Raw genomic sequence first — 17153 nt, 5'->3', positions numbered from 1 at the left:
AAAGAACTTTTTTGAAACATTACACTAGAATTCTTTTCTTTTATAAATCTGTTGCGTGATTAGGTAGGAAACGATGAAAAACACCAGGGTAACCGCCAAGAAACCACTGGAAAATAACAGATCCATATTCATCCCTTGCAGTGTATCCGGCGACATATTGCTCAAAATCGTTTCGAAAAGCCAACCGCTTAGCAGATATAACCCTAATGCCGCGATAACGCCAAACATGAGCACCATATCCGACTTTTCTGTCCCTAACTGATACGTCAATGGATAGGCGATGAAACCTAAGATAAAGGCTATGCCCACGCCGTTCATCATCGAGTATATGGATTGATCGGTCAAAATTTGCCCTGCTATAAGTTCAGCTAAGATGAATAAAACGATCGTTACCAGCAAGCCAATGAGCATCACCATGAAGTAAAAAAGATAATGGCTTTGCACAACTTGGCTTCTTTTTATGGGCAACGTAAGCACAAATTTATTCCAACCCGACATCGATTCGTGCTTTAATACCTCAAGTGCGGGCGTGACCATAAAAAGGATTGGCAAAAATGTCGCGAAAGCCATCATCATCTCATTTTGTGAAAAGAGGAGAATCGCCGTAATGACTACACTTAACAACAAATAATTCCAGAGACTTTTTTCAACTGAATAATATTGATTTAAGAGTAGACCTTTCATGTTTGTTCACCTCGCATTAACAGGAGCGAAATATCGTCGATGGAGAAGTCTTTTTTCTTGATTTCAGAAGGCGCTTGTTCTCGGTTGGATATGAGCACGTCAATCATTGCTCCGTTACTTTTATGCGTGATAATCAAGCTTGGATCAATTTGCTTAAATTCACTTTGCTCGCATTGCAAAATCGCGTAATGCTTCATCAATATCTTTTTTTGGACGTTTAACAGGATTTTCCCATCTTTTATAAAAATTAAGTCGTCCGCGATTTTTTCAATATCGCTCGTAATATGCGACGATAGCAATATGCCACGCTCCCGATCTTTGCCGAACGCTCGCAACACTTCCAACAGTTCACCTCTTCCGGATGGATCCAAACCCGCGGTTGCTTCATCCAAAATCAACAATTTGGCATTATGGGACAAGGCGACCGCAACCGATAGTTTCATCGACATGCCCCGTGAAAACCCACTGATTTTCTTTTGATGCGGTAAGGAAAAAAAGTCAACGTAATGGTTAAACGTCTCTTGATTCCATTGTTGATAAATATTGTTAAAGACATTTCCGAGTTTAGCGATCGTTAAGTCTCCGGGCAGTTTCATATCATCAAAGACAACCCCGATGTTTTCTTTCATGTTTCGATTATCCGGATCCATCTCTTCGCCAAATAGATGAACGGAGCCGCCGTCTTTATGAAGCGTTCCTAAAATGGACCCCATCGTCGTTGATTTTCCTGCTCCATTTTCTCCGATGAAGCCGACAATGGAACCATATGGAATCGAAAAAGAAACGTCCTGTAATGCAAATTCGGAATCCGCATATCGTTTGCTCAATTCGTCTACTTCCAAAATAGCTGACATATCATTCTCTCCTTAGTATCCATGACATAACTTGCCCAATAATACTCATGAACGTAGCGATGGCGACTAGCGCTGTCACGAAGTTAAATTCAACCATGTCAAAGGGTGCGAAGGTTTCTGTAAACAGTTCGTCCGGGAGTAACTCATATAAATTTGAAAATAAATTTTCACTTTCTCTTGTATTTGGTTCCCATGAAGATCTATCAATGAGAAAAAAGACAACGATGACAGCAACAACAGCTAACATTGATAAACAAATATCTTTTATTAATGAACGCCCGCTTTTATTTCCAATCATTTTCACCTCCTTAATTATTTTCAGGTAGTAACATGAAAAATGATGACGACGAATCAGGTTATAGCTACGTTTAAAGAAGGATTGCTGTAAGGGACAATCCACCCCGAAAAAGTGACAATTGTACAATCCTGCCGCCGATGTCACCAGAATTATTGAACTGCGTCGGTTCCAAAACAGTCCATCAATGAAAACCAAAAACAGTTATACGAGGATGAACACGACCAGAGTAATCGCCCAGCTTACGCCACTAGGATGTTCTCCTCTCGCCAAAGGGATAACTCCAGTGTAGAGAAAAAGTGCTGTTGCTGCCTTAAAAAAAGGATAAAAGGGGGGGAAAAGAGGATGAGTGGATGAACAACGTCCACAAAAAGAGAAAACCTCACCGCTTTGGTGAGGCTAAAAAGTATGTTTACGTTTATGAAGAACATAGGCGGCCAGAAAAACAAAACCTGCTGCCCAGAGGAGAAAATAGATAAAATGAGACAAGAATGCCTCCGTTGGCTGATGAGTGATGAGGGTTAACCCTTCATAAAATTGGTAGTTGGGGAGCAAACCCAGTGGTGTAAATGATGCGTCACGCGGGAGAAATTCACGCATTATTTCCAGGGCAATAAAAATAATGATGATGGGCCCTTCCCATATACCGACTTCTATTTTATCAGTGGCGTAACTAGCGACAATGGTTCCGATAGAGAGCATAACGAGAAGAGCCGGCGTAATGAAGATACAGACGAATAACGATGTAACAAAACCTAAACCGCTAAAAATTGAAATGAAAAATACGAAGACACACGTTATGACGAACAAGGGCATAGCTTTCACAAGCGCGATGCCATAAAGATAGACCCCTTGTTCCTTGAGAATCCGCCACGTTTGTTGCTCTTTTTCTTCGGCAAGTAAAAGCCCCTGCATTTGGAGCGGCAACATAATTAAAGTCAAAACGACGAGAAACATCCAAGAAGGATATGGCTCCAAAGACAAAATTGCATAGAAGAATAATAGAAGGATTATCATAACAAAAAATTGCCCGTTATAGCGCAAATTGGCGGTTTCTTTATAAAGCAATGCTTTCAGTTGTTTCAATTTCATGATTGACCCCTTACATGTTCAACATGTCTTTTAACGTAGCGTAGTTTCCTTTTGATAGAGGGATACTGCTTTTTTCTCTGTCATTAAGACTTAAACTGTAACTATTTTTGCTCCAAATAATAATCTCGCGCACGCGTTGCAAATTGACGACATAAGAACGATGACAACGAAAGAACCCAAATGGGCGCAAGCGCTCTTCCATCTCCTTCAAAGGCAACGGTGCCGCAAACGTTTCGTTGTTGACATGTAGCCAAGACCCGCCCTCATTGCTCTCTACATAATCGATTTCCAATGGATCAAATAAAATATATTTGTCGTCTACTTTAGCGGAAATTTTTTCAAGATGAAATGGTGTGGCCTGTGTTTGATTTTGCCCGGTATCGGTTCCATCATCGACTTCGTGTAGGCCTCGTTCATTTAAGCGATACGGTTTGCCGAGTTGAATCGCTTCTTCCAGCGAAGTCGCCGTCATGATAACGAACCGATCAGACAACTGCTCCAACATAGCATAAAAGGCAAGTTTTGTCTGGCGGTCGGCGTGAATGATGGGCTGATCAAACAGACAAGCCTCACACGGCATGATTAGGCAGCGAGCAAAATGCAAGCGGCGTTGCTCGGTGGCGGACAAGTGTTTCAAACGCTTATCGGCAACTTGCGAAAGCTCACAAATCGCTAACACATTTTCTTCATTAGTGGGCTGACCATAAAGTTTTTTCCAAAAGCGAATGTGCTGTCGCGGGGTCAGCCGCGTATACAAACCGTCTGATTGGAGGAAGACAAAAACGTTTTTGGGCTGTTCTGCTATAAAAGGTGACGAGGAAAGGAATAAGGAATGGAACGATTCGAGCCATTCGATATCACTTTGAATGGCCACAGGTTCGCCGCGTTCAACAGTAAAGTGAATGTCCGGCAATAGAAGGTTATTGTTGTTAAGGACAGCAGACGTTTGAATCGTTAATGACATGCTTAAAGGCTCCTCTGTTGTATTTCTATGTCATCGACCTCATAACGGAAATTGTAACATATAGCCGGATGAAAATATGTGATGAGCATGAAAATAAAGCTTGCAATTTGAACATTTGTTCGATATAATGGTTAGAATAGAATATGGAGACCAACAATGGCAAATACAGATGATAAAAACAACCGAATCGATCATAATCGCTTGTTCAAAGCTTTAATTCAAGAATTTTTCGAAGAGTTTATGGTATTATTCTTCCCGAAAATTCACGAAAACATTGATTATATCCATCTCAGATTTTTGGATAAAGAAATGATCTAAGTTATGGAACTGATGACGTCTTACGAACAGCGAGGGATGGGGAAAGGGAAACAAGATGCTATCTGCACAACGCGAAACAAGAGAAAGTTCGATCTATCGATAATTTAGAATTACTTAATGAATTGCTAAAACAGATCCTCTCCGCGGAAACTTTGGAAAATACACAGTTAATCATTGAGCAAGCAGCTTAACGATAATGATTCCAAGTGCGGTCAATAAGCAAAATTATTTTCAAATACTGAATCGCCCCGAGGAACTGAGCCCCGGGAGATCCAACTTGTCCCTTCCAACGTTTAAATAATACTTAATGCCTTGGCCTCGTGTGTCAGTTCCTCCCGGAATTTGGGATGGGCAATGCCGATGAGCAATTTGGCCCTTTCCGATATGCTTTTTCCCTTCAAGTTAACAGCTCCATATTCCGTAACGATATAGTGCACATCATTTTTCGATGTCGTCACTGCTGAACCCGGGGTGAGCGAAGGGCGAATGCGGGAAATTTTTTCATCCCGCGTTGTCGATGCCAAACAAATAAAACCTCTGCCGAATTGGGAAAATGCCGCGCCTTGCGCAAAATCCGATTGACCCCCTGTAGAACTATAATAACGCCCTTTGATCGTTTCGGAAGCACACTGGCCGAAAAAATCCACTTCCGTCGTCGCATTAATGGAAATCATCATTTGTTCACGGCCGATCACTTTCGGATCATTCACGTAATCAACCGGCATCATTTTGACGGTTTCATTTTCATGGATAAAATCGTACAGCCTTTGTGTGCCTAATGCAAACGTTCCGACAACCTTTCCCGGATCGTTTGTTTTCCGGCCACCACTCACAGCACCGGCTTCTGCTAAATCAACAATGCCATCAGTCAGCATTTCCGTGTGAATGCCCAAATCGCGTTTTTCTTTCAGAAAATGAATCATGGCATTGGGAACCCCGCCGATGCCTACCTGAAGCGTAGCGCCGTCAGGAATAAGTTCCGCTATGTGCGCGGCCATCTGCTCATCTTTTTCAGAGGGGGCTCGGGGCATAATCGTATGATTGGGCCTATCCACTTCAATATAACCCTCAATATCACACACATGAATACGATTTTGCCCGTAGGTTGTCGGCATTTGTTGGTTCACTTCCAAGAAAAAAGGCGCTTTTCCAATCAATGCCGACACGTAATCAGCATTGGTTCCAAAAGTAAAATAACCATCCTCGTCCATCGGCGAAGCCGTGACGAGCACGAGTTGATGATTGGTTCTTTCCCACATGATCCGTGGAACATCATGGAAATGGTTCGGAACCAAATCACACCGCCCATCATTGAATGCTTCTCGCGAAGCCCCGCTTAAAAAATAAGCCACATGCCGAAGACTTCCGGGATATTTGTTTTCAATATAAGCACGCTTTCTTTGTGCATGCATTTGGTGAACACGGACATCTGTAAAACGGGCAGCATGTTCCTCAAGCGTATTCAATAACTCGACTGGTTCTCCATTTGCCATGGAAACGATAACGTCATCGCCATTATGAACAAAGTTTAGGAACATTTCGGGACGCATTTTTTTCGAATCGGTCATGTTGAGCCCTCCTTTCTTTTGTACCTCTTATTGTTCACGACTTGCTTTGTGATCACTTTTTCAATCTCAACAACGATAAAGACGATAGCCCCCATAATGATTGGGAACAGCCAATAACCGGCTTGTAGTGGTTCCGTTTCAAAGATGGTATTCATAAACGGTACATACGTGATGAACAGTTGCAAGAGAATCAGCAAACCGGAAACGACAAAGACAGCTTTATTGGAAAAGAAATCTTTATTAAAGGCAAACTCAAGTTCAGAACGACAGTTAAACAAGTGAAACATTTGCGTAATGACAATCGTGTTGAGCGTAACGGTATTAACGATCGCTTGATCGTACCCTTGATCGATCATACTCAGGTTCATCGCTAAGGTTCCACCACCGATTAAAAGCGCGACAAAAATGATCCTGAAAATGTAATACCCGCTTAATAATGGGGTGTTCGGCGGGCGCGGCGGACGTGTCATCGCCCCTTTGTCCAGCTGTTCAAAGGCGAGCGCGAGCGATACCGTGACAGAAGAAACCATATTCACCCACAAAATCTGTACCGGTGTTAACGGCATCATAATGCCTAGAAATATGGCAGCCGTGATGAGAAACGCTTCAGCTGCGTTTGTCGGCAAGATAAATAAAATCGTTTTTTTCAGGTTGTCATAAACTCTGCGCCCTTCTTCGACAGCGTTGACGATGGTTTTAAAGTTATCGTCGACGAGAACCATTTCGGACGCTTCTTTGGCAACTTCTGTCCCTTTGATCCCCATCGCTACACCGACATCCGCGCGCTTAAGCGCCGGCGCATCATTAACACCATCCCCGGTCATAGCGCAAGTTTTATCATTTTGCTGGAACGCTTGCACCAATCGTAATTTATGCTGGGGTGTTGTTCGGGCAAACACATCGTATTCATTGGCTGCTTTGACAAGTTCATCATCGGACATTGTATCGATTTCTTTGCCTTCCAAAGCGTGACGGCCATCACCTATTCCCAATTGATAACCAATCGCGCTTGCTGTATCGACGTGGTCGCCGGTAATCATTTTGACTTGTATACCCGCTTGGTTGCAAGCTTTAACCGCCGCCATTGCTTCTTCTCTCGGCGGATCCACAATGCCGACAAGGCCTAAGAACATAACCCCATCATCTAAATCTCCGTGATCGATGGAAGTGGTTTCTTTCGACACTTTTTTCATCGCGACTCCGATTACGCGTTCCCCTTTTTTGGCATGCGTCTTCATCAGTTGTTCCCACTTCGGTTTTTTAAACCCTTCCTGATCCACCATATCAAAAATGCGATCAGGCGCACCTTTAATGTAAATCACCTTTTCCTCGGTAGCATCCACCAATGTAGCCATGTATTTATAGGAGGAATCAAAGGGTATTTTCGCTTCAACGTCCGGGCTCGCCACAGGTATGTCTGCCTTTGCAGCCAATGTGAGCAAACAACCTTCAGTCGGGTCCCCTTTAATATCCCATCTGCCTTCTTCATCCTTTTTTAAGCTAGCATCGTTGCATGTTTTCACACTTAATAGCAGATCCTTCAATGTAGGATCCTCTTCCGTTCGAACCACTTCATCTTTGTATAATATATCACCCTCCGGCACATAACCGGTGCCGGATACGTCATATTCCCGCTCACTGGTGACAACAGAGGTAACCGTCATTTCATTTTTGGTTAAGGTACCGGTTTTATCCGAACCGATAATGGATACAGACCCTAAGGTTTCAACCGAAGGGAGATTGCGAACAATCGCATTTCGTCCAGCCATATTTTGGACGCCGATGGCCAGGATAATCGATAAGATAGCCGGAAGACCTTCAGGGATAGCCGCAACCGCGATCCCGATGACGTAAAGCAACAATTCACCGAGCGGGTAATCACGGAAGAGCAAGCCGAAGATATACATCAAGACGGAAAAGCCGACGATGGCAATCGCGACCATCTTTCCAAATTGCGAGGTTTGCTTAATGAGCGGGGTTTGCAAATCTTCGACCTCGGCAATCGATTGGTTGATTTTCCCGATCTCGGTATCCTCACCTGTCGCTGTTACGATGCCGACGCCTGAACCGGATGCAATCGATGTCCCGGAAAAAGCCATGTTTTTGCGATCCGCCAGAACGGTTTCTGAATCAAGGGCATACGTATGTTTTTCAACGGTCGTGGACTCCCCGGTTAATGGAGACTCTTCCACGTTTAAATTTTCGGCTTTTAACAACCGGACATCTGCGGGAACTTTGTCGCCTGCGTTGAGTAAGACAATATCACCGACGACAACATCGGTAGCAGCGACTTCTGTCCGATCTCCATCTCGGCGTACGTTTGCGAACAGGGAAAGCATCTTTTTAATGCCGGCGAGCGCCTTTTCCGCTTTATTTTCCTGAAAATAACCAATGGCGGCGTTGACGATCGCGACGACCGCAATTACCGCAGTATCAATATAATGGCCGAGAATACCGGTAATCACCGCTGCGGCCAGCAAAACATATATAAGGACATCATTGAAATGCTTCGCAACCTTTTTAAGTAAAGGTTCTTTATCTTCCTCCGGCAGTTCATTTTTCCCGTAATGTTCAAGTCTTCGCTTTGCTTCTTCTTCGCTTAAACCTTGCGATTTTTCAGTATCCAACTCTTTTAGGACATCGCCCGCGTCCTTACTGAACCATTTCTGTTCCTCATTCATTCAATCCCCTCCGGGTGAAGCTATGCAGTGTATATTTTAGGATTAAATACCTATTTTTATTATAAAGCAAAACAATCAATTGTGAGCGATCCCACAATTGATTGTCGTTAAACATTCATTTTTTCGGGTGATATGTGCGGCGACTATTAGAGAGGATTGAAGAAAACACCTTCTGAGAGGGATCTACTTGATGAAAACGAGGGTGAAGACGCTCTAAAACGTCTTCCGGCAACACTTTTTCCATCATTGGAAAAATCACGCGTTCTTCTTTACAAATATGTTGCTTCAACATTGTTCCTAGGTGATGCATCGCTTCTCCCCCACCATCTGTCGTTTCCAACACCTGTTGAACCAATGCGCGTATGTGCACGTGCTCTACTAACATTTCCGAAATCTCCGGTTCATCAAGCGAATACGCAGGGAGTAAAAGTTCCTCTTCGTCGCGAAAATGTTCGTTCCCGCCACTTCCCAAAATCGCTGCAGCTTTTGCTTGATCTCTTCAACTGTGAACGTACTCCCTCGGTTTCCGCCCGTTTCAAAAATAGGGCAATCGCCAATCCATTCTGATGATGATGCGATAACGGGTATAATGATTCATGCCGTTTGATGCCTTTTCCTTTTTTAGCCATTTCAACCCCTCCATCTATCCAGTCTATCACAGGAAACAAAGAAAAAAGACCGATCCTAATGGACCAGCCCCACCCCTATTGCTTCTTAACTTCAAATTTCACCCGCTGTTCTGCAACCTCAACCTCACTGTTTCCTTGCCGAAAAACAGGCTTTTCAATCCTGCGCACAGGTTGATATCCGTCTTTTGCAATTCTGTCTAAACATTCGGCAATCGTTTCATTTTCTTCAACCTCATAGGTTATCTTCTTCCCCATTTATCGTCGCACTCCTTTTACCCAGAAACCGCCGTTGAATTTTTTCGGTTCATGAGACACAATAAAAGCTTTTGAATCAAGTGTTTTTACGGTGTCAAACAAATCTTTTTCCGATTTACGGGAGGTCAAAATTTCCATCATCAACCGTTCGCCTTCTCTGCCGTAAGCCACCCAGTTCGTCACGCCATAGCCTTTGTCCCGTAAACGATTCGGAATATCAGGCTCGTATTCTTTTGTAATCACATTAACGGTAATATACCCTAACGCCAGCTTTTCTTCAATCTTCATGCCGACGATGACACCGATGCCGAACCCCAAGGCGTAAGCCATCACATGGAGGACAGACGTCATGTTATCGAGCACAATGCCAAGACCGGTTACATAGATGGTGATTTCCGCCATCCCGACAACCGCGGCTCCGTAACGAACGCCCTTTAACGTTAAAATCATGCGGAGCGTAAATAAACTGACATAGGCCACGTTGATCATCAAAATAATGAAAATCAACGCCCAGGCGTTTTCGAGCAAAAAACTTCCCAAGGCGGTCAATCCTCCCGAAGATTATTTTCCGGAAAAATATATCACGAATCCCCGGTTTCGGGAAGCATTATTTTTCGCGCGGTTCGACATGACGATAGCCATTAAGCGCGCGTTCTTCGACGGGTATGCGAACAAAAAAGAGTATGCATGCGTTGGCGATCGTAAAAACAACAGCCGTTACGTACGCTTGAAAAATCAGCGGCAACAGCAGAATTTCTGTCATTACAACGAGGTAGTTCGGATGCTTTAACCAGCGATACGGGCCTCTTTTAATCATGTTTTCTCCCGGTAAAATCATCACTTTCAAATTCCAGAAACGTCCGAGTGAACCCATCACCCACGCGCGCAAACCTTGCGCGCCGAGAAACAAGATGAGTAAAACCGGCCAACCCGGCATTAAAGCAAATGCATTAAAGTACGCTTCAAACAAAAGCGACAACAGAAATGCGCTATGCATCACTACCATCCATGGATAATGCCCGCTTCCGTGTTCAACGCCTCCTCTTGCCTTCATCCATGCTTCATTTTTTCGTGCCAACCATAATTCAAAGCACCGTTGGGTAATGACCCACAAATATAAAATCACGAAAAGTATCATTGTTTACCTCCATTCCAACCAAAGCAACTCGGAACTAAAACCCGGCCCAAGGGCAGTGACTAGGCCTTCAGCGTCTCGAGGATATTTTTTTTGTAAAATTTCTTTAAGTACGTACAATACCGTTGGCGACGACATATTTCCGTGGCTCGCGAGGATTTTTCGCGCGTGTGCAGAAAGGTCCGACGGCAAGTCCAGTGTAGCTTCATAAGCTTCCAACACTTTTCTTCCGCCCGGGTGCGCCACAAGTGCTGTGATGTCGTTATAGTGTTTCCCCAATCGCCCTAAAAACTGATCGATATTCGGTCCTACCCATGAATGGACGATAGAAGGGATATCGCGGGAGAATACGACATGCAAACCGTCATTGCCAATATCCCAGCCCATGACACGTTCGGAATCCGGCATCAAAGTTGATTGCGTGTCGGTAACGTGGGGATGTGGTTCGTCCCCCAATTTCACCTTCTCCCCCGTAACAAGCGCACAAGCCACTCCATCGGAAAATAAAGACGTTCCAATTAAATTGCTCTTAGTACGATCCTCGTGCTGAAACGTCAAACTGCACAATTCAATGCATAGAACGAGCACTTGCGCTTCCGGATAAGCCCGGCAATACTCATGGGCACGCGCAAGGCCCGCGGCACCTCCACCGCATCCCAGTCCCCATAACGGAATTCGGTTCATATGTAAAGGCAATTGCAACTTATTCATTATTCGCGCTTCGATGGAAGGAGTGGCGAAACCTGTACTCGTCACAGAGATAAATGCCGTTAAATCTTCATGGTTCGTCCCCGCTTCTTTTATACACGATTCAACAGCTTCGGCACCCAATTGAACGGCATTTTCTATGAACGCTTCATTTTTTTCTCCTAAGCTCCGTGGCTTTTCATACCATTCCAGCGGTTTCACAAACTGTCTAGTCTCAATTTGTCCATGATCAAAAACTTTCAGCAAACGATCGATGTCAGCGAAGTCGTCCGCAAAAAGTGCACGGACCATACGGGCAACCTCCGTTTGCGAAGCTTCATAAGGCGGGATCGCTGTTGCCACCGCTTGAATCGCAGGCATTCTATCGCCCCCTTGTCTCCCTAGTATGACCATTTATGCGAAAAAAATGCTGCTCACTAAAAAACCTTGCATACGCTTTTTATGCAAGGTTTGAAAGGCAATCTCGGCAGTTGTATTCTTATAGAACCATTATGGGTTATTCAAAAATGTATTCAAGATCAATTTTCAAATCCTTGAATAGAGCACTTTTTAGATGATCTTCTTTGCTATAAAAGAGCGGTTTGCCGTATTTTTCATTCTCCAACGTATAGACTTCAATGTACGCATGAATAGGATCTATGATCCAGTATTCTTTTATGCCAGCTTTTTCATACAAATGTCTTTTAACCTTTTTATCCATTTTAATTGAAGAAGGGGATACTATTTCAATGATTACGTCCGGTGAACCCTTGCAACCGGCATCATCCAACTTGTCTGGGTCGCAGACGACAACAAGATCCGGCTGCACCACATCGAATACTTGATCATCAGCACGATCCTCTGCAAACAACCGCACATCAAAAGGGGCATAATACGCTTCGCATGGATCACCGGATAAATAATCATTCAAAGCTGCAAATAATTGTTTGGACGTATACTGATGTTTTCTGGATGGTGCCGGTGTCATGTCATATGGCTCACCACCAACAATCTCGATTCTTTTTTCTTCCGCCCATGTAGCGTAATCTCGATAGGAAAATTTTCTTTTCGGATCAGGCATAACCATCAGAGATCATCTCACTTTAGATGTTTTTGCCATTATAACATAAGCTCAGAGCCTATTGATGACCAGTGCGCTTTCTAACGTCACGACATTAAAAACAGAACGTTGGACAACTGTATATAACCAATTGGCTAATGCAGAATGATGACTCGGTCACCGACCATTGGGCGGGCAAATGGGAAAATGGATGCGTAGGGAAAATCAAAGGTGTTCCTACACAAGTGTAACTTTATCCTTAGCCGCTTGCCACTAATAGTCTGTTTCTGAAAATTCCCCATTAGTCACATCCCGATGGTTTTCATATGCATTATGAGAGGGACGGGGATTACTTGGTTTCTTTTTGTTACTTAAGACAAAATTTTGAGATCATCCGTCATTTTGTCTCGCATTCACTTTTTTCAGGACAAACGTTGGCACCGCCCCTCATATTGTCCTGCACCTGTCCACTTGGATCAGATGCTTGTTTCACAATCTTGTCCCAGCTACATCACAACGATGGTCGATTTAATAATTGATCACTAGTCTTCCTTTTTATTTTGTAATGCCTCCATTTCCTTCAATATATCCTCTATAAAAGCCTCCTCTTCAGACGTGAAAAAATTAGGCAGATAAAAATCTATCTCTTCCGATTCCGTTATTGCTTGTGCTTTTTCCAATTGCTCTGCGAACATTTCCAAGTCTTCATCTTTGATGTTTTTTGTTGCCAATTCAGTCATCTTTTTAACAACGTCAAAGGCTTCCGGTGAACTCGGAGAAGCATCTTTTTGCACCAGTTCTTTTATCGTCGCTAACAAATCTAACATTTCCAAATTCATCTGCTGTCGCTCTTCTTTTGTCAAAGAATAATAAAACGATCTATGACCTCATCTGAAAAGTTCTCTTTCAACCACGCTTGTTGGTCTTCCTCATACGCCATCTGATAAAGGAGAGAACCTACAATCGTCCAAGTGATTGGCTTCCCTTCTTCGATCAGTAATTGAACATGCTCAACCAGCTTCTATAGCTCGATCTAATTCATCTCTTTTTTCTGTCAGAAGTTGATGCTGCAAAGGCAATGAATTTTTCAGTTGAGAAAAAGCATCCTCGTTGACTTCAAGTAAGCGCTTAATTTCCTGCAAAGAGTATCCGATGAATTTCAGAGACTGAATCTGTTGCAGTTTCGCCAATTCTGCCAACCCGTACATTCGGTGTCCGGAGGTGTTTTGTTGTGTCGGTATAAGCAAGCCGAATTCTTCATAAAATCGCAGGGTTCTTACAGTCACACCCGCTCGCCGTCCAAACTCCCCAATCGTGAAAGTAGCATCTTGATTTTCCATGAAAACCATCCTTTCCTACTGTGTTACATTCAGATTAGCAGATGACGTAACGGAGGGGGCAAGAGGATAAAAAAGCATAGCCATAGTTAATGAAACGACGTTTCACCTGCGAAAAAAAAGGCCGGATCCCTCCAGGCCTGTTTCTCACTACCGATTTGTAATTTTCTCCGGGTACATATCATGATAGAGCAAGCGTTGCTCTGCCATTTTTTCATATTTGCTTCCGGGTTTGCCGTAATTGACGTAAGGATCAATCGAGATCCCGCCTCGCGGTGTAAATTTCCCCCATACCTCAATATATCTCGGCGCCATCGCCTCAACTAGATCATTAACGATAATATTCATCGCGTCCTCGTGAAAATCCCCGTGGTTGCGAAAACTGAACAGATACATTTTCAAAGCTTTGCTTTCCACCATTTTCTCATCGGGGATATAGCTAATATAAAGCGTGGCGAAATCCGGTTGACCCGTGATCGGGCACAGCGTTGTAAATTCCGGGGTGTTGAATTTAACAAAATAATCCCGGTAAGGATGTTGATTATCAAACGTTTCAAGCAGTCCGGGGTCGTATTCGAAGTTATATTTCGTTCCTTCATTTCCGAGATGCGTCAACTCGGGACGGTTTTCTTCGGTCATCGTAAAGCTCCTTTAAACGCCTTGTTTGTTTCCCCACAGCAACGCGTGAATTTGCGGCAACACACGCACACGATTGAATGCGGGATCCTCCATCACCCGGTCGACGAGCCATTCATACTTTTCCAAGAGATGATCCCTGAGTCGGGCGGGGTTTTGATTGTCCAAATCATCATTCCCGACTTGCAAATAAAAAGGCACGTCCGGATAACGTCCGTGTACATGCTTGGCATAAGCTAAATCTTCTTCATCAAAAATTACGATTTTCAAATTATGATTCCCGGCCTGGCGATCGGATAATCGCGTCATGAATGTGTCCAGCCGTGCCCAATCCGTTTTCATGGCCGAACTTGGCGGTTTCGGGGAAATCGTCACATCATCGACTTCCAACAACCAATCCTGCCAAAATGAACCTTGCGTCTCCACGGCTGACTCGATACCCTTTTCCCGAAAACGTTCAACTAACTCAGCAATGCCGGCATGAAGCGCCGGATTTCCGCCGGAAATCGTCACATGCGAAAAACGGTCTCCGCCAACCTGCTCAAGTTGTGCCATGATTTCATCCGCGGTCATCGGTGTTGCTTTCTGACTTCCATCCCACGTAAAGGCAGAATCACACCATGCACACCGGTAATCACAGCCGCCGGTGCGAACGAACATCGTTTTCTGGCCAGCCACCATTCCTTCCCCTTGAATCGTAGGGCCAAATATTTCTAAAACAGGGATTTTTCCACTCATTGATGCTCATCTCGCTTCGGACGATACAGCGCGTAACTTGTAGGCGTTTCACGTACAAGCACTTGCAGGCAATACGGTCGGTTACCTTGTTTTGCCAAGCGTGCATCAACCTTCTCCCAAAACACGCGGGCAACCACTTCTGTCGTTGGCAGCCCTTCTACAAACTCGGGATGGTCATTTAAAAGCGAATGATCATAAATCCCGTGAATCTCCTCTTTCAAAGCTTTAAAATTCACGAGAAATCCCGAATCGTTAAGCGTGTCCCCCGCGATCGTTAGATTAATAAAATACGTATGGCCATGCGTCTCCCTGCAAAGCCCTGCATCATCGTGATCAATAAAATGGGCGGCAGCGATTTGCATGTCTTTATTCAATTCGTACCGAAAATCATGAAAGACTTGCGGGTAAAACTGTTGTAGCATTACACATCCCTGTCCTTGCTGTTCAAATACGTTTCAAGCCCTCGTCTACGTAATTTGCACGCTGGGCACTCACCGCAACCGTTGCCGCGAATGCCATGATAACACGTAAGCGTGTATTCACGAATATAGTTTAACCGCCCCAGATCATCAGCCAACTTCCACGTTTCTGCTTTATCCAGCCACATCAGAGGGGTATGCAATACAAAAGTCTCGTCTATCGCCAAATTCAGCGTCACATTCAAAGACTTCACAAATCCGTCCCGACAGTCCGGATAGCCGCTGTAATCCGTCTCGCACACACCGGTTACAATATGCTTGGCACCGCGCTGCTCCCCAAAGATTGCCGCAAAAGAAAAAAACAACAAATTACGTCCCGGGACAAATGTGTTCGGCACCTCTCCGTCTTCACCCTCGTTCACTTCAATGTCCCCGCGGGTGAGTGCGTTAGGTGCCAGTTGGTTCAGCAAGTCCATGTCAAGCACCTCATGCTCAACCCCGACATCAGCAGCGATCTCTTTGGCGACTTCGATTTCATCATCATGCCGCTGTCCATAAGCAAATGTCACCGCGTATACTTTCTCAAAGCGTTCCAACGCCCAAAATAAACAAGTCGTACTGTCTTGTCCGCCGCTGAACACGACAACAGCGCTCTCTTTGTTCACCACAGCCCCCTCCTTTCGATCCGTCCACAGAATTCAATCTCTCTTATAATACAGGATGCATCCATAAATTTAAAGGATTCTGTTTTTATTCTATACCATAGTTATCATAAACAACCGCAAACGTACGTCGATCCGGGAGCGGCGTGACTTGCTCCACGGTACGATTATCCTGTTGGACGTGAAGCAAGTAATAATCTTGTCCATTGTGCGCGAGATAGAAATTCGGATTCCCGCCCCAGCTATTGTTCGATCCGCTTCCGATATATTCATATAAAAAAACCGGCCAGTCCGTTTCCGCTTGAATATTCGTTTCCAGCGTTTGTTGCCGGGTTAAATCGCCAATGTAATTCAAGGAAAAAAAGATCGTTAAAACAATAATGGAAAAAAAGAACGCAAACGTACGAAGCCTCCGTTTTAATCGCTTTTGATGAATCTCTTTGATTGTTTGCGTTCGAACAGACCCTTCTTCCACAGCGACCACCCCCGGATTACTAGTGTACCCTTTCACTAGCAACTCTATGAAACCAGACCGGCGGATATTCCTATCTTTTCACTCTAGTTACCTTTCCATTTTGGACGCAATTGCGGACGTTGATAGGAGGCCATTTTTTCCAGCAGTTTTTGAGGGGAAGGGTCAACCATGAGCAAATCAAGATTATCTTCGTTGGAAAACCCTTCTTGCACACTGTGCTGGATCATTTTCAAAAGCGGCAAAAAGTAATCCTCTACATTTAAAAGACCGATAGGTTTATCATGAATCCCGATTTGCGCCCAGCTATAAATTTCAAACAGCTCTTCAAATGTGCCTGCCCCTCCCGGCAATGCGATAAAACCATCGGACAGGTCGCTCATTTTCGCTTTCCGTTCGTGCATACCATCTACTTCGACGAGACTCGTCAGTGATCGGTGTACGACTTCCCCACGAAACAAGCCTTTCGGCATCACGCCAATGACTTCACCGCCGGATGCGATTATTTCATTAGCCACTTCGCCCATCAAACCAATGCTGGACCCGCCATAGACAAGCCTGATGTTATTTTCCAATAAACAGCGCCCGAGTTGGCGGGCTTCCTCAGCATACGTTTTTCGTTCCCCGGCATTGGAACCTGCAAAGACACAAATCGTGTTCATTGTGT

At 44.3% G+C, this 17153-nt stretch carries 22 protein-coding genes; 1 reads left to right on the top strand and 21 read right to left on the bottom strand.

From position 1 onward, the window contains the following. Nucleotides 1-24: 24 nt before the first annotated feature. The 5 genes from HUG15_RS06785 to HUG15_RS06765 form a co-directional block, all read right to left on the bottom strand. A complete protein-coding gene (locus HUG15_RS06785) occupies nucleotides 25-684 on the bottom strand; it encodes an ABC-2 transporter permease (RefSeq protein WP_200127973.1) in 660 nt (219 codons plus the stop codon). After that, the gene (locus HUG15_RS06780) at nucleotides 681-1538 is read right to left on the bottom strand and encodes an ABC transporter ATP-binding protein (protein WP_200127972.1); all 858 of its coding nucleotides are present in this window, start codon (nucleotides 1536-1538) and stop codon (nucleotides 681-683) included. Before HUG15_RS06780 ends, HUG15_RS06785 begins: the two co-directional genes overlap by 4 nt. A gap of 1 nt (nucleotide 1539) precedes the next feature. Then, complete coding sequence (locus HUG15_RS06775; protein ID WP_200127971.1) at nucleotides 1540-1836, bottom strand: YfzA family protein; 297 nt, start codon at nucleotides 1834-1836, stop codon at nucleotides 1540-1542. A 396-nt stretch (nucleotides 1837-2232) separates the two neighbouring features. Then, nucleotides 2233-2925 carry a hypothetical protein gene (locus tag HUG15_RS06770; RefSeq protein ID WP_200127970.1) on the bottom strand — a complete coding sequence of 231 codons (693 nt, stop codon included), beginning with the start codon at nucleotides 2923-2925 and terminating at the stop codon, nucleotides 2233-2235. A gap of 10 nt (nucleotides 2926-2935) precedes the next feature. Further along, the gene (locus tag HUG15_RS06765) at nucleotides 2936-3889 is read right to left on the bottom strand and encodes a LytTR family transcriptional regulator DNA-binding domain-containing protein (protein ID WP_200127969.1); all 954 of its coding nucleotides are present in this window, start codon (nucleotides 3887-3889) and stop codon (nucleotides 2936-2938) included. Between the two features lie 156 nt (nucleotides 3890-4045). Between HUG15_RS06765 and HUG15_RS06760 the strand changes: the two genes are divergently transcribed. Continuing rightward, nucleotides 4046-4207, top strand: a complete 162-nt coding sequence (locus tag HUG15_RS06760; protein ID WP_200127968.1) for a hypothetical protein — start codon at nucleotides 4046-4048, stop codon at nucleotides 4205-4207. Between the two features lie 293 nt (nucleotides 4208-4500). Here HUG15_RS06760 and HUG15_RS06755 read toward each other — a convergent pair whose 3' ends face one another. The 16 genes from HUG15_RS06755 to HUG15_RS06685 form a co-directional block, all read right to left on the bottom strand. After that, the gene (locus tag HUG15_RS06755) at nucleotides 4501-5775 is read right to left on the bottom strand and encodes an acetyl-CoA hydrolase/transferase family protein (protein WP_200127967.1); all 1275 of its coding nucleotides are present in this window, start codon (nucleotides 5773-5775) and stop codon (nucleotides 4501-4503) included. After that, complete coding sequence (locus tag HUG15_RS06750; RefSeq protein WP_200127966.1) at nucleotides 5772-8456, bottom strand: cation-transporting P-type ATPase; 2685 nt, start codon at nucleotides 8454-8456, stop codon at nucleotides 5772-5774. Before HUG15_RS06750 ends, HUG15_RS06755 begins: the two co-directional genes overlap by 4 nt. A gap of 115 nt (nucleotides 8457-8571) precedes the next feature. Continuing rightward, nucleotides 8572-8928 carry a hemerythrin domain-containing protein gene (locus HUG15_RS06745; protein ID WP_200127965.1) on the bottom strand — a complete coding sequence of 119 codons (357 nt, stop codon included), beginning with the start codon at nucleotides 8926-8928 and terminating at the stop codon, nucleotides 8572-8574. 232 nt (nucleotides 8929-9160) lie between these two features. Continuing rightward, complete coding sequence (locus HUG15_RS06740; RefSeq protein WP_200127964.1) at nucleotides 9161-9340, bottom strand: NETI motif-containing protein; 180 nt, start codon at nucleotides 9338-9340, stop codon at nucleotides 9161-9163. Then, nucleotides 9341-9829 carry a DUF2179 domain-containing protein gene (locus HUG15_RS06735; protein ID WP_425504047.1) on the bottom strand — a complete coding sequence of 163 codons (489 nt, stop codon included), beginning with the start codon at nucleotides 9827-9829 and terminating at the stop codon, nucleotides 9341-9343. It abuts the gene before it with no gap. A 118-nt stretch (nucleotides 9830-9947) separates the two neighbouring features. After that, complete coding sequence (locus HUG15_RS06730; RefSeq protein WP_200127962.1) at nucleotides 9948-10478, bottom strand: isoprenylcysteine carboxyl methyltransferase family protein; 531 nt, start codon at nucleotides 10476-10478, stop codon at nucleotides 9948-9950. A gap of 3 nt (nucleotides 10479-10481) precedes the next feature. Beyond that, complete coding sequence (locus tag HUG15_RS06725; protein WP_200127961.1) at nucleotides 10482-11543, bottom strand: type III polyketide synthase; 1062 nt, start codon at nucleotides 11541-11543, stop codon at nucleotides 10482-10484. A gap of 136 nt (nucleotides 11544-11679) precedes the next feature. Then, the gene (locus tag HUG15_RS06720) at nucleotides 11680-12249 is read right to left on the bottom strand and encodes a Uma2 family endonuclease (protein ID WP_200127960.1); all 570 of its coding nucleotides are present in this window, start codon (nucleotides 12247-12249) and stop codon (nucleotides 11680-11682) included. A 515-nt stretch (nucleotides 12250-12764) separates the two neighbouring features. Beyond that, nucleotides 12765-13061 (bottom strand): hypothetical protein, encoded by a 297-nt coding sequence (locus HUG15_RS22900; protein ID WP_246516524.1) that lies wholly within the window; start codon nucleotides 13059-13061, stop codon nucleotides 12765-12767. A 171-nt stretch (nucleotides 13062-13232) separates the two neighbouring features. Beyond that, nucleotides 13233-13562, bottom strand: a complete 330-nt coding sequence (locus tag HUG15_RS22895; RefSeq protein ID WP_246516523.1) for a MerR family transcriptional regulator — start codon at nucleotides 13560-13562, stop codon at nucleotides 13233-13235. Between the two features lie 147 nt (nucleotides 13563-13709). Beyond that, the gene (gene queF / locus HUG15_RS06710) at nucleotides 13710-14198 is read right to left on the bottom strand and encodes a preQ(1) synthase (protein WP_200127959.1); all 489 of its coding nucleotides are present in this window, start codon (nucleotides 14196-14198) and stop codon (nucleotides 13710-13712) included. A 12-nt stretch (nucleotides 14199-14210) separates the two neighbouring features. Beyond that, complete coding sequence (gene queE / locus HUG15_RS06705) at nucleotides 14211-14933, bottom strand: 7-carboxy-7-deazaguanine synthase QueE (RefSeq protein WP_200127958.1); 723 nt, start codon at nucleotides 14931-14933, stop codon at nucleotides 14211-14213. Next, complete coding sequence (locus tag HUG15_RS06700) at nucleotides 14930-15355, bottom strand: 6-pyruvoyl trahydropterin synthase family protein (protein WP_200127957.1); 426 nt, start codon at nucleotides 15353-15355, stop codon at nucleotides 14930-14932. Before HUG15_RS06700 ends, queE begins: the two co-directional genes overlap by 4 nt. After that, complete coding sequence (gene queC / locus HUG15_RS06695; protein WP_200127956.1) at nucleotides 15355-16017, bottom strand: 7-cyano-7-deazaguanine synthase QueC; 663 nt, start codon at nucleotides 16015-16017, stop codon at nucleotides 15355-15357. The genes HUG15_RS06700 and queC overlap by 1 nt, the downstream gene beginning before the upstream one ends. Nucleotides 16018-16102: 85 nt before the next feature. Beyond that, a complete protein-coding gene (locus HUG15_RS06690) occupies nucleotides 16103-16489 on the bottom strand; it encodes a hypothetical protein (RefSeq protein WP_211202359.1) in 387 nt (128 codons plus the stop codon). 83 nt (nucleotides 16490-16572) lie between these two features. Then, nucleotides 16573-17148 (bottom strand): LOG family protein, encoded by a 576-nt coding sequence (locus HUG15_RS06685; RefSeq protein ID WP_200127954.1) that lies wholly within the window; start codon nucleotides 17146-17148, stop codon nucleotides 16573-16575. Nucleotides 17149-17153 lie beyond the last annotated feature (5 nt).

This window comes from Salicibibacter cibarius (assembly GCF_016495725.1).
GTDB classification, from domain to species: domain Bacteria; phylum Bacillota; class Bacilli; order Bacillales; family Marinococcaceae; genus Salicibibacter; species Salicibibacter cibarius.
This window is presented reverse-complemented; position numbering and strand designations above follow the sequence as displayed.

What these genes read in the sequence shown, in the direction of transcription:
- HUG15_RS06770 (WP_200127970.1), bottom strand. Translation starts at nt 2,925, where the DNA reads ATGAAATTGAAACAACTGAAAGCATTGCTTTATAAAGAAACCGCCAAT.
- queE (WP_200127958.1), bottom strand. Translation starts at nt 14,933, where the DNA reads ATGAGTGGAAAAATCCCTGTTTTAGAAATATTTGGCCCTACGATTCAA.
- HUG15_RS06735 (WP_425504047.1), bottom strand. Translation starts at nt 9,829, where the DNA reads ATGATCAACGTGGCCTATGTCAGTTTATTTACGCTCCGCATGATTTTA.
- HUG15_RS06775 (WP_200127971.1), bottom strand. Translation starts at nt 1,836, where the DNA reads ATGATTGGAAATAAAAGCGGGCGTTCATTAATAAAAGATATTTGTTTA.
- HUG15_RS22900 (WP_246516524.1), bottom strand. Translation starts at nt 13,061, where the DNA reads ATGAATTTGGAAATGTTAGATTTGTTAGCGACGATAAAAGAACTGGTG.
- HUG15_RS22895 (WP_246516523.1), bottom strand. Translation starts at nt 13,562, where the DNA reads ATGGAAAATCAAGATGCTACTTTCACGATTGGGGAGTTTGGACGGCGA.
- HUG15_RS06740 (WP_200127964.1), bottom strand. Translation starts at nt 9,340, where the DNA reads ATGGGGAAGAAGATAACCTATGAGGTTGAAGAAAATGAAACGATTGCC.
- HUG15_RS06765 (WP_200127969.1), bottom strand. Translation starts at nt 3,889, where the DNA reads ATGTCATTAACGATTCAAACGTCTGCTGTCCTTAACAACAATAACCTT.
- HUG15_RS06755 (WP_200127967.1), bottom strand. Translation starts at nt 5,775, where the DNA reads ATGACCGATTCGAAAAAAATGCGTCCCGAAATGTTCCTAAACTTTGTT.
- HUG15_RS06780 (WP_200127972.1), bottom strand. Translation starts at nt 1,538, where the DNA reads ATGTCAGCTATTTTGGAAGTAGACGAATTGAGCAAACGATATGCGGAT.
- HUG15_RS06685 (WP_200127954.1), bottom strand. Translation starts at nt 17,148, where the DNA reads ATGAACACGATTTGTGTCTTTGCAGGTTCCAATGCCGGGGAACGAAAA.
- HUG15_RS06760 (WP_200127968.1), top strand. Translation starts at nt 4,046, where the DNA reads ATGGCAAATACAGATGATAAAAACAACCGAATCGATCATAATCGCTTG.
- HUG15_RS06720 (WP_200127960.1), bottom strand. Translation starts at nt 12,249, where the DNA reads ATGGTTATGCCTGATCCGAAAAGAAAATTTTCCTATCGAGATTACGCT.
- HUG15_RS06750 (WP_200127966.1), bottom strand. Translation starts at nt 8,456, where the DNA reads ATGAATGAGGAACAGAAATGGTTCAGTAAGGACGCGGGCGATGTCCTA.
- HUG15_RS06700 (WP_200127957.1), bottom strand. Translation starts at nt 15,355, where the DNA reads ATGCTACAACAGTTTTACCCGCAAGTCTTTCATGATTTTCGGTACGAA.
- queF (WP_200127959.1), bottom strand. Translation starts at nt 14,198, where the DNA reads ATGACCGAAGAAAACCGTCCCGAGTTGACGCATCTCGGAAATGAAGGA.
- HUG15_RS06730 (WP_200127962.1), bottom strand. Translation starts at nt 10,478, where the DNA reads ATGATACTTTTCGTGATTTTATATTTGTGGGTCATTACCCAACGGTGC.
- HUG15_RS06785 (WP_200127973.1), bottom strand. Translation starts at nt 684, where the DNA reads ATGAAAGGTCTACTCTTAAATCAATATTATTCAGTTGAAAAAAGTCTC.
- HUG15_RS06725 (WP_200127961.1), bottom strand. Translation starts at nt 11,543, where the DNA reads ATGCCTGCGATTCAAGCGGTGGCAACAGCGATCCCGCCTTATGAAGCT.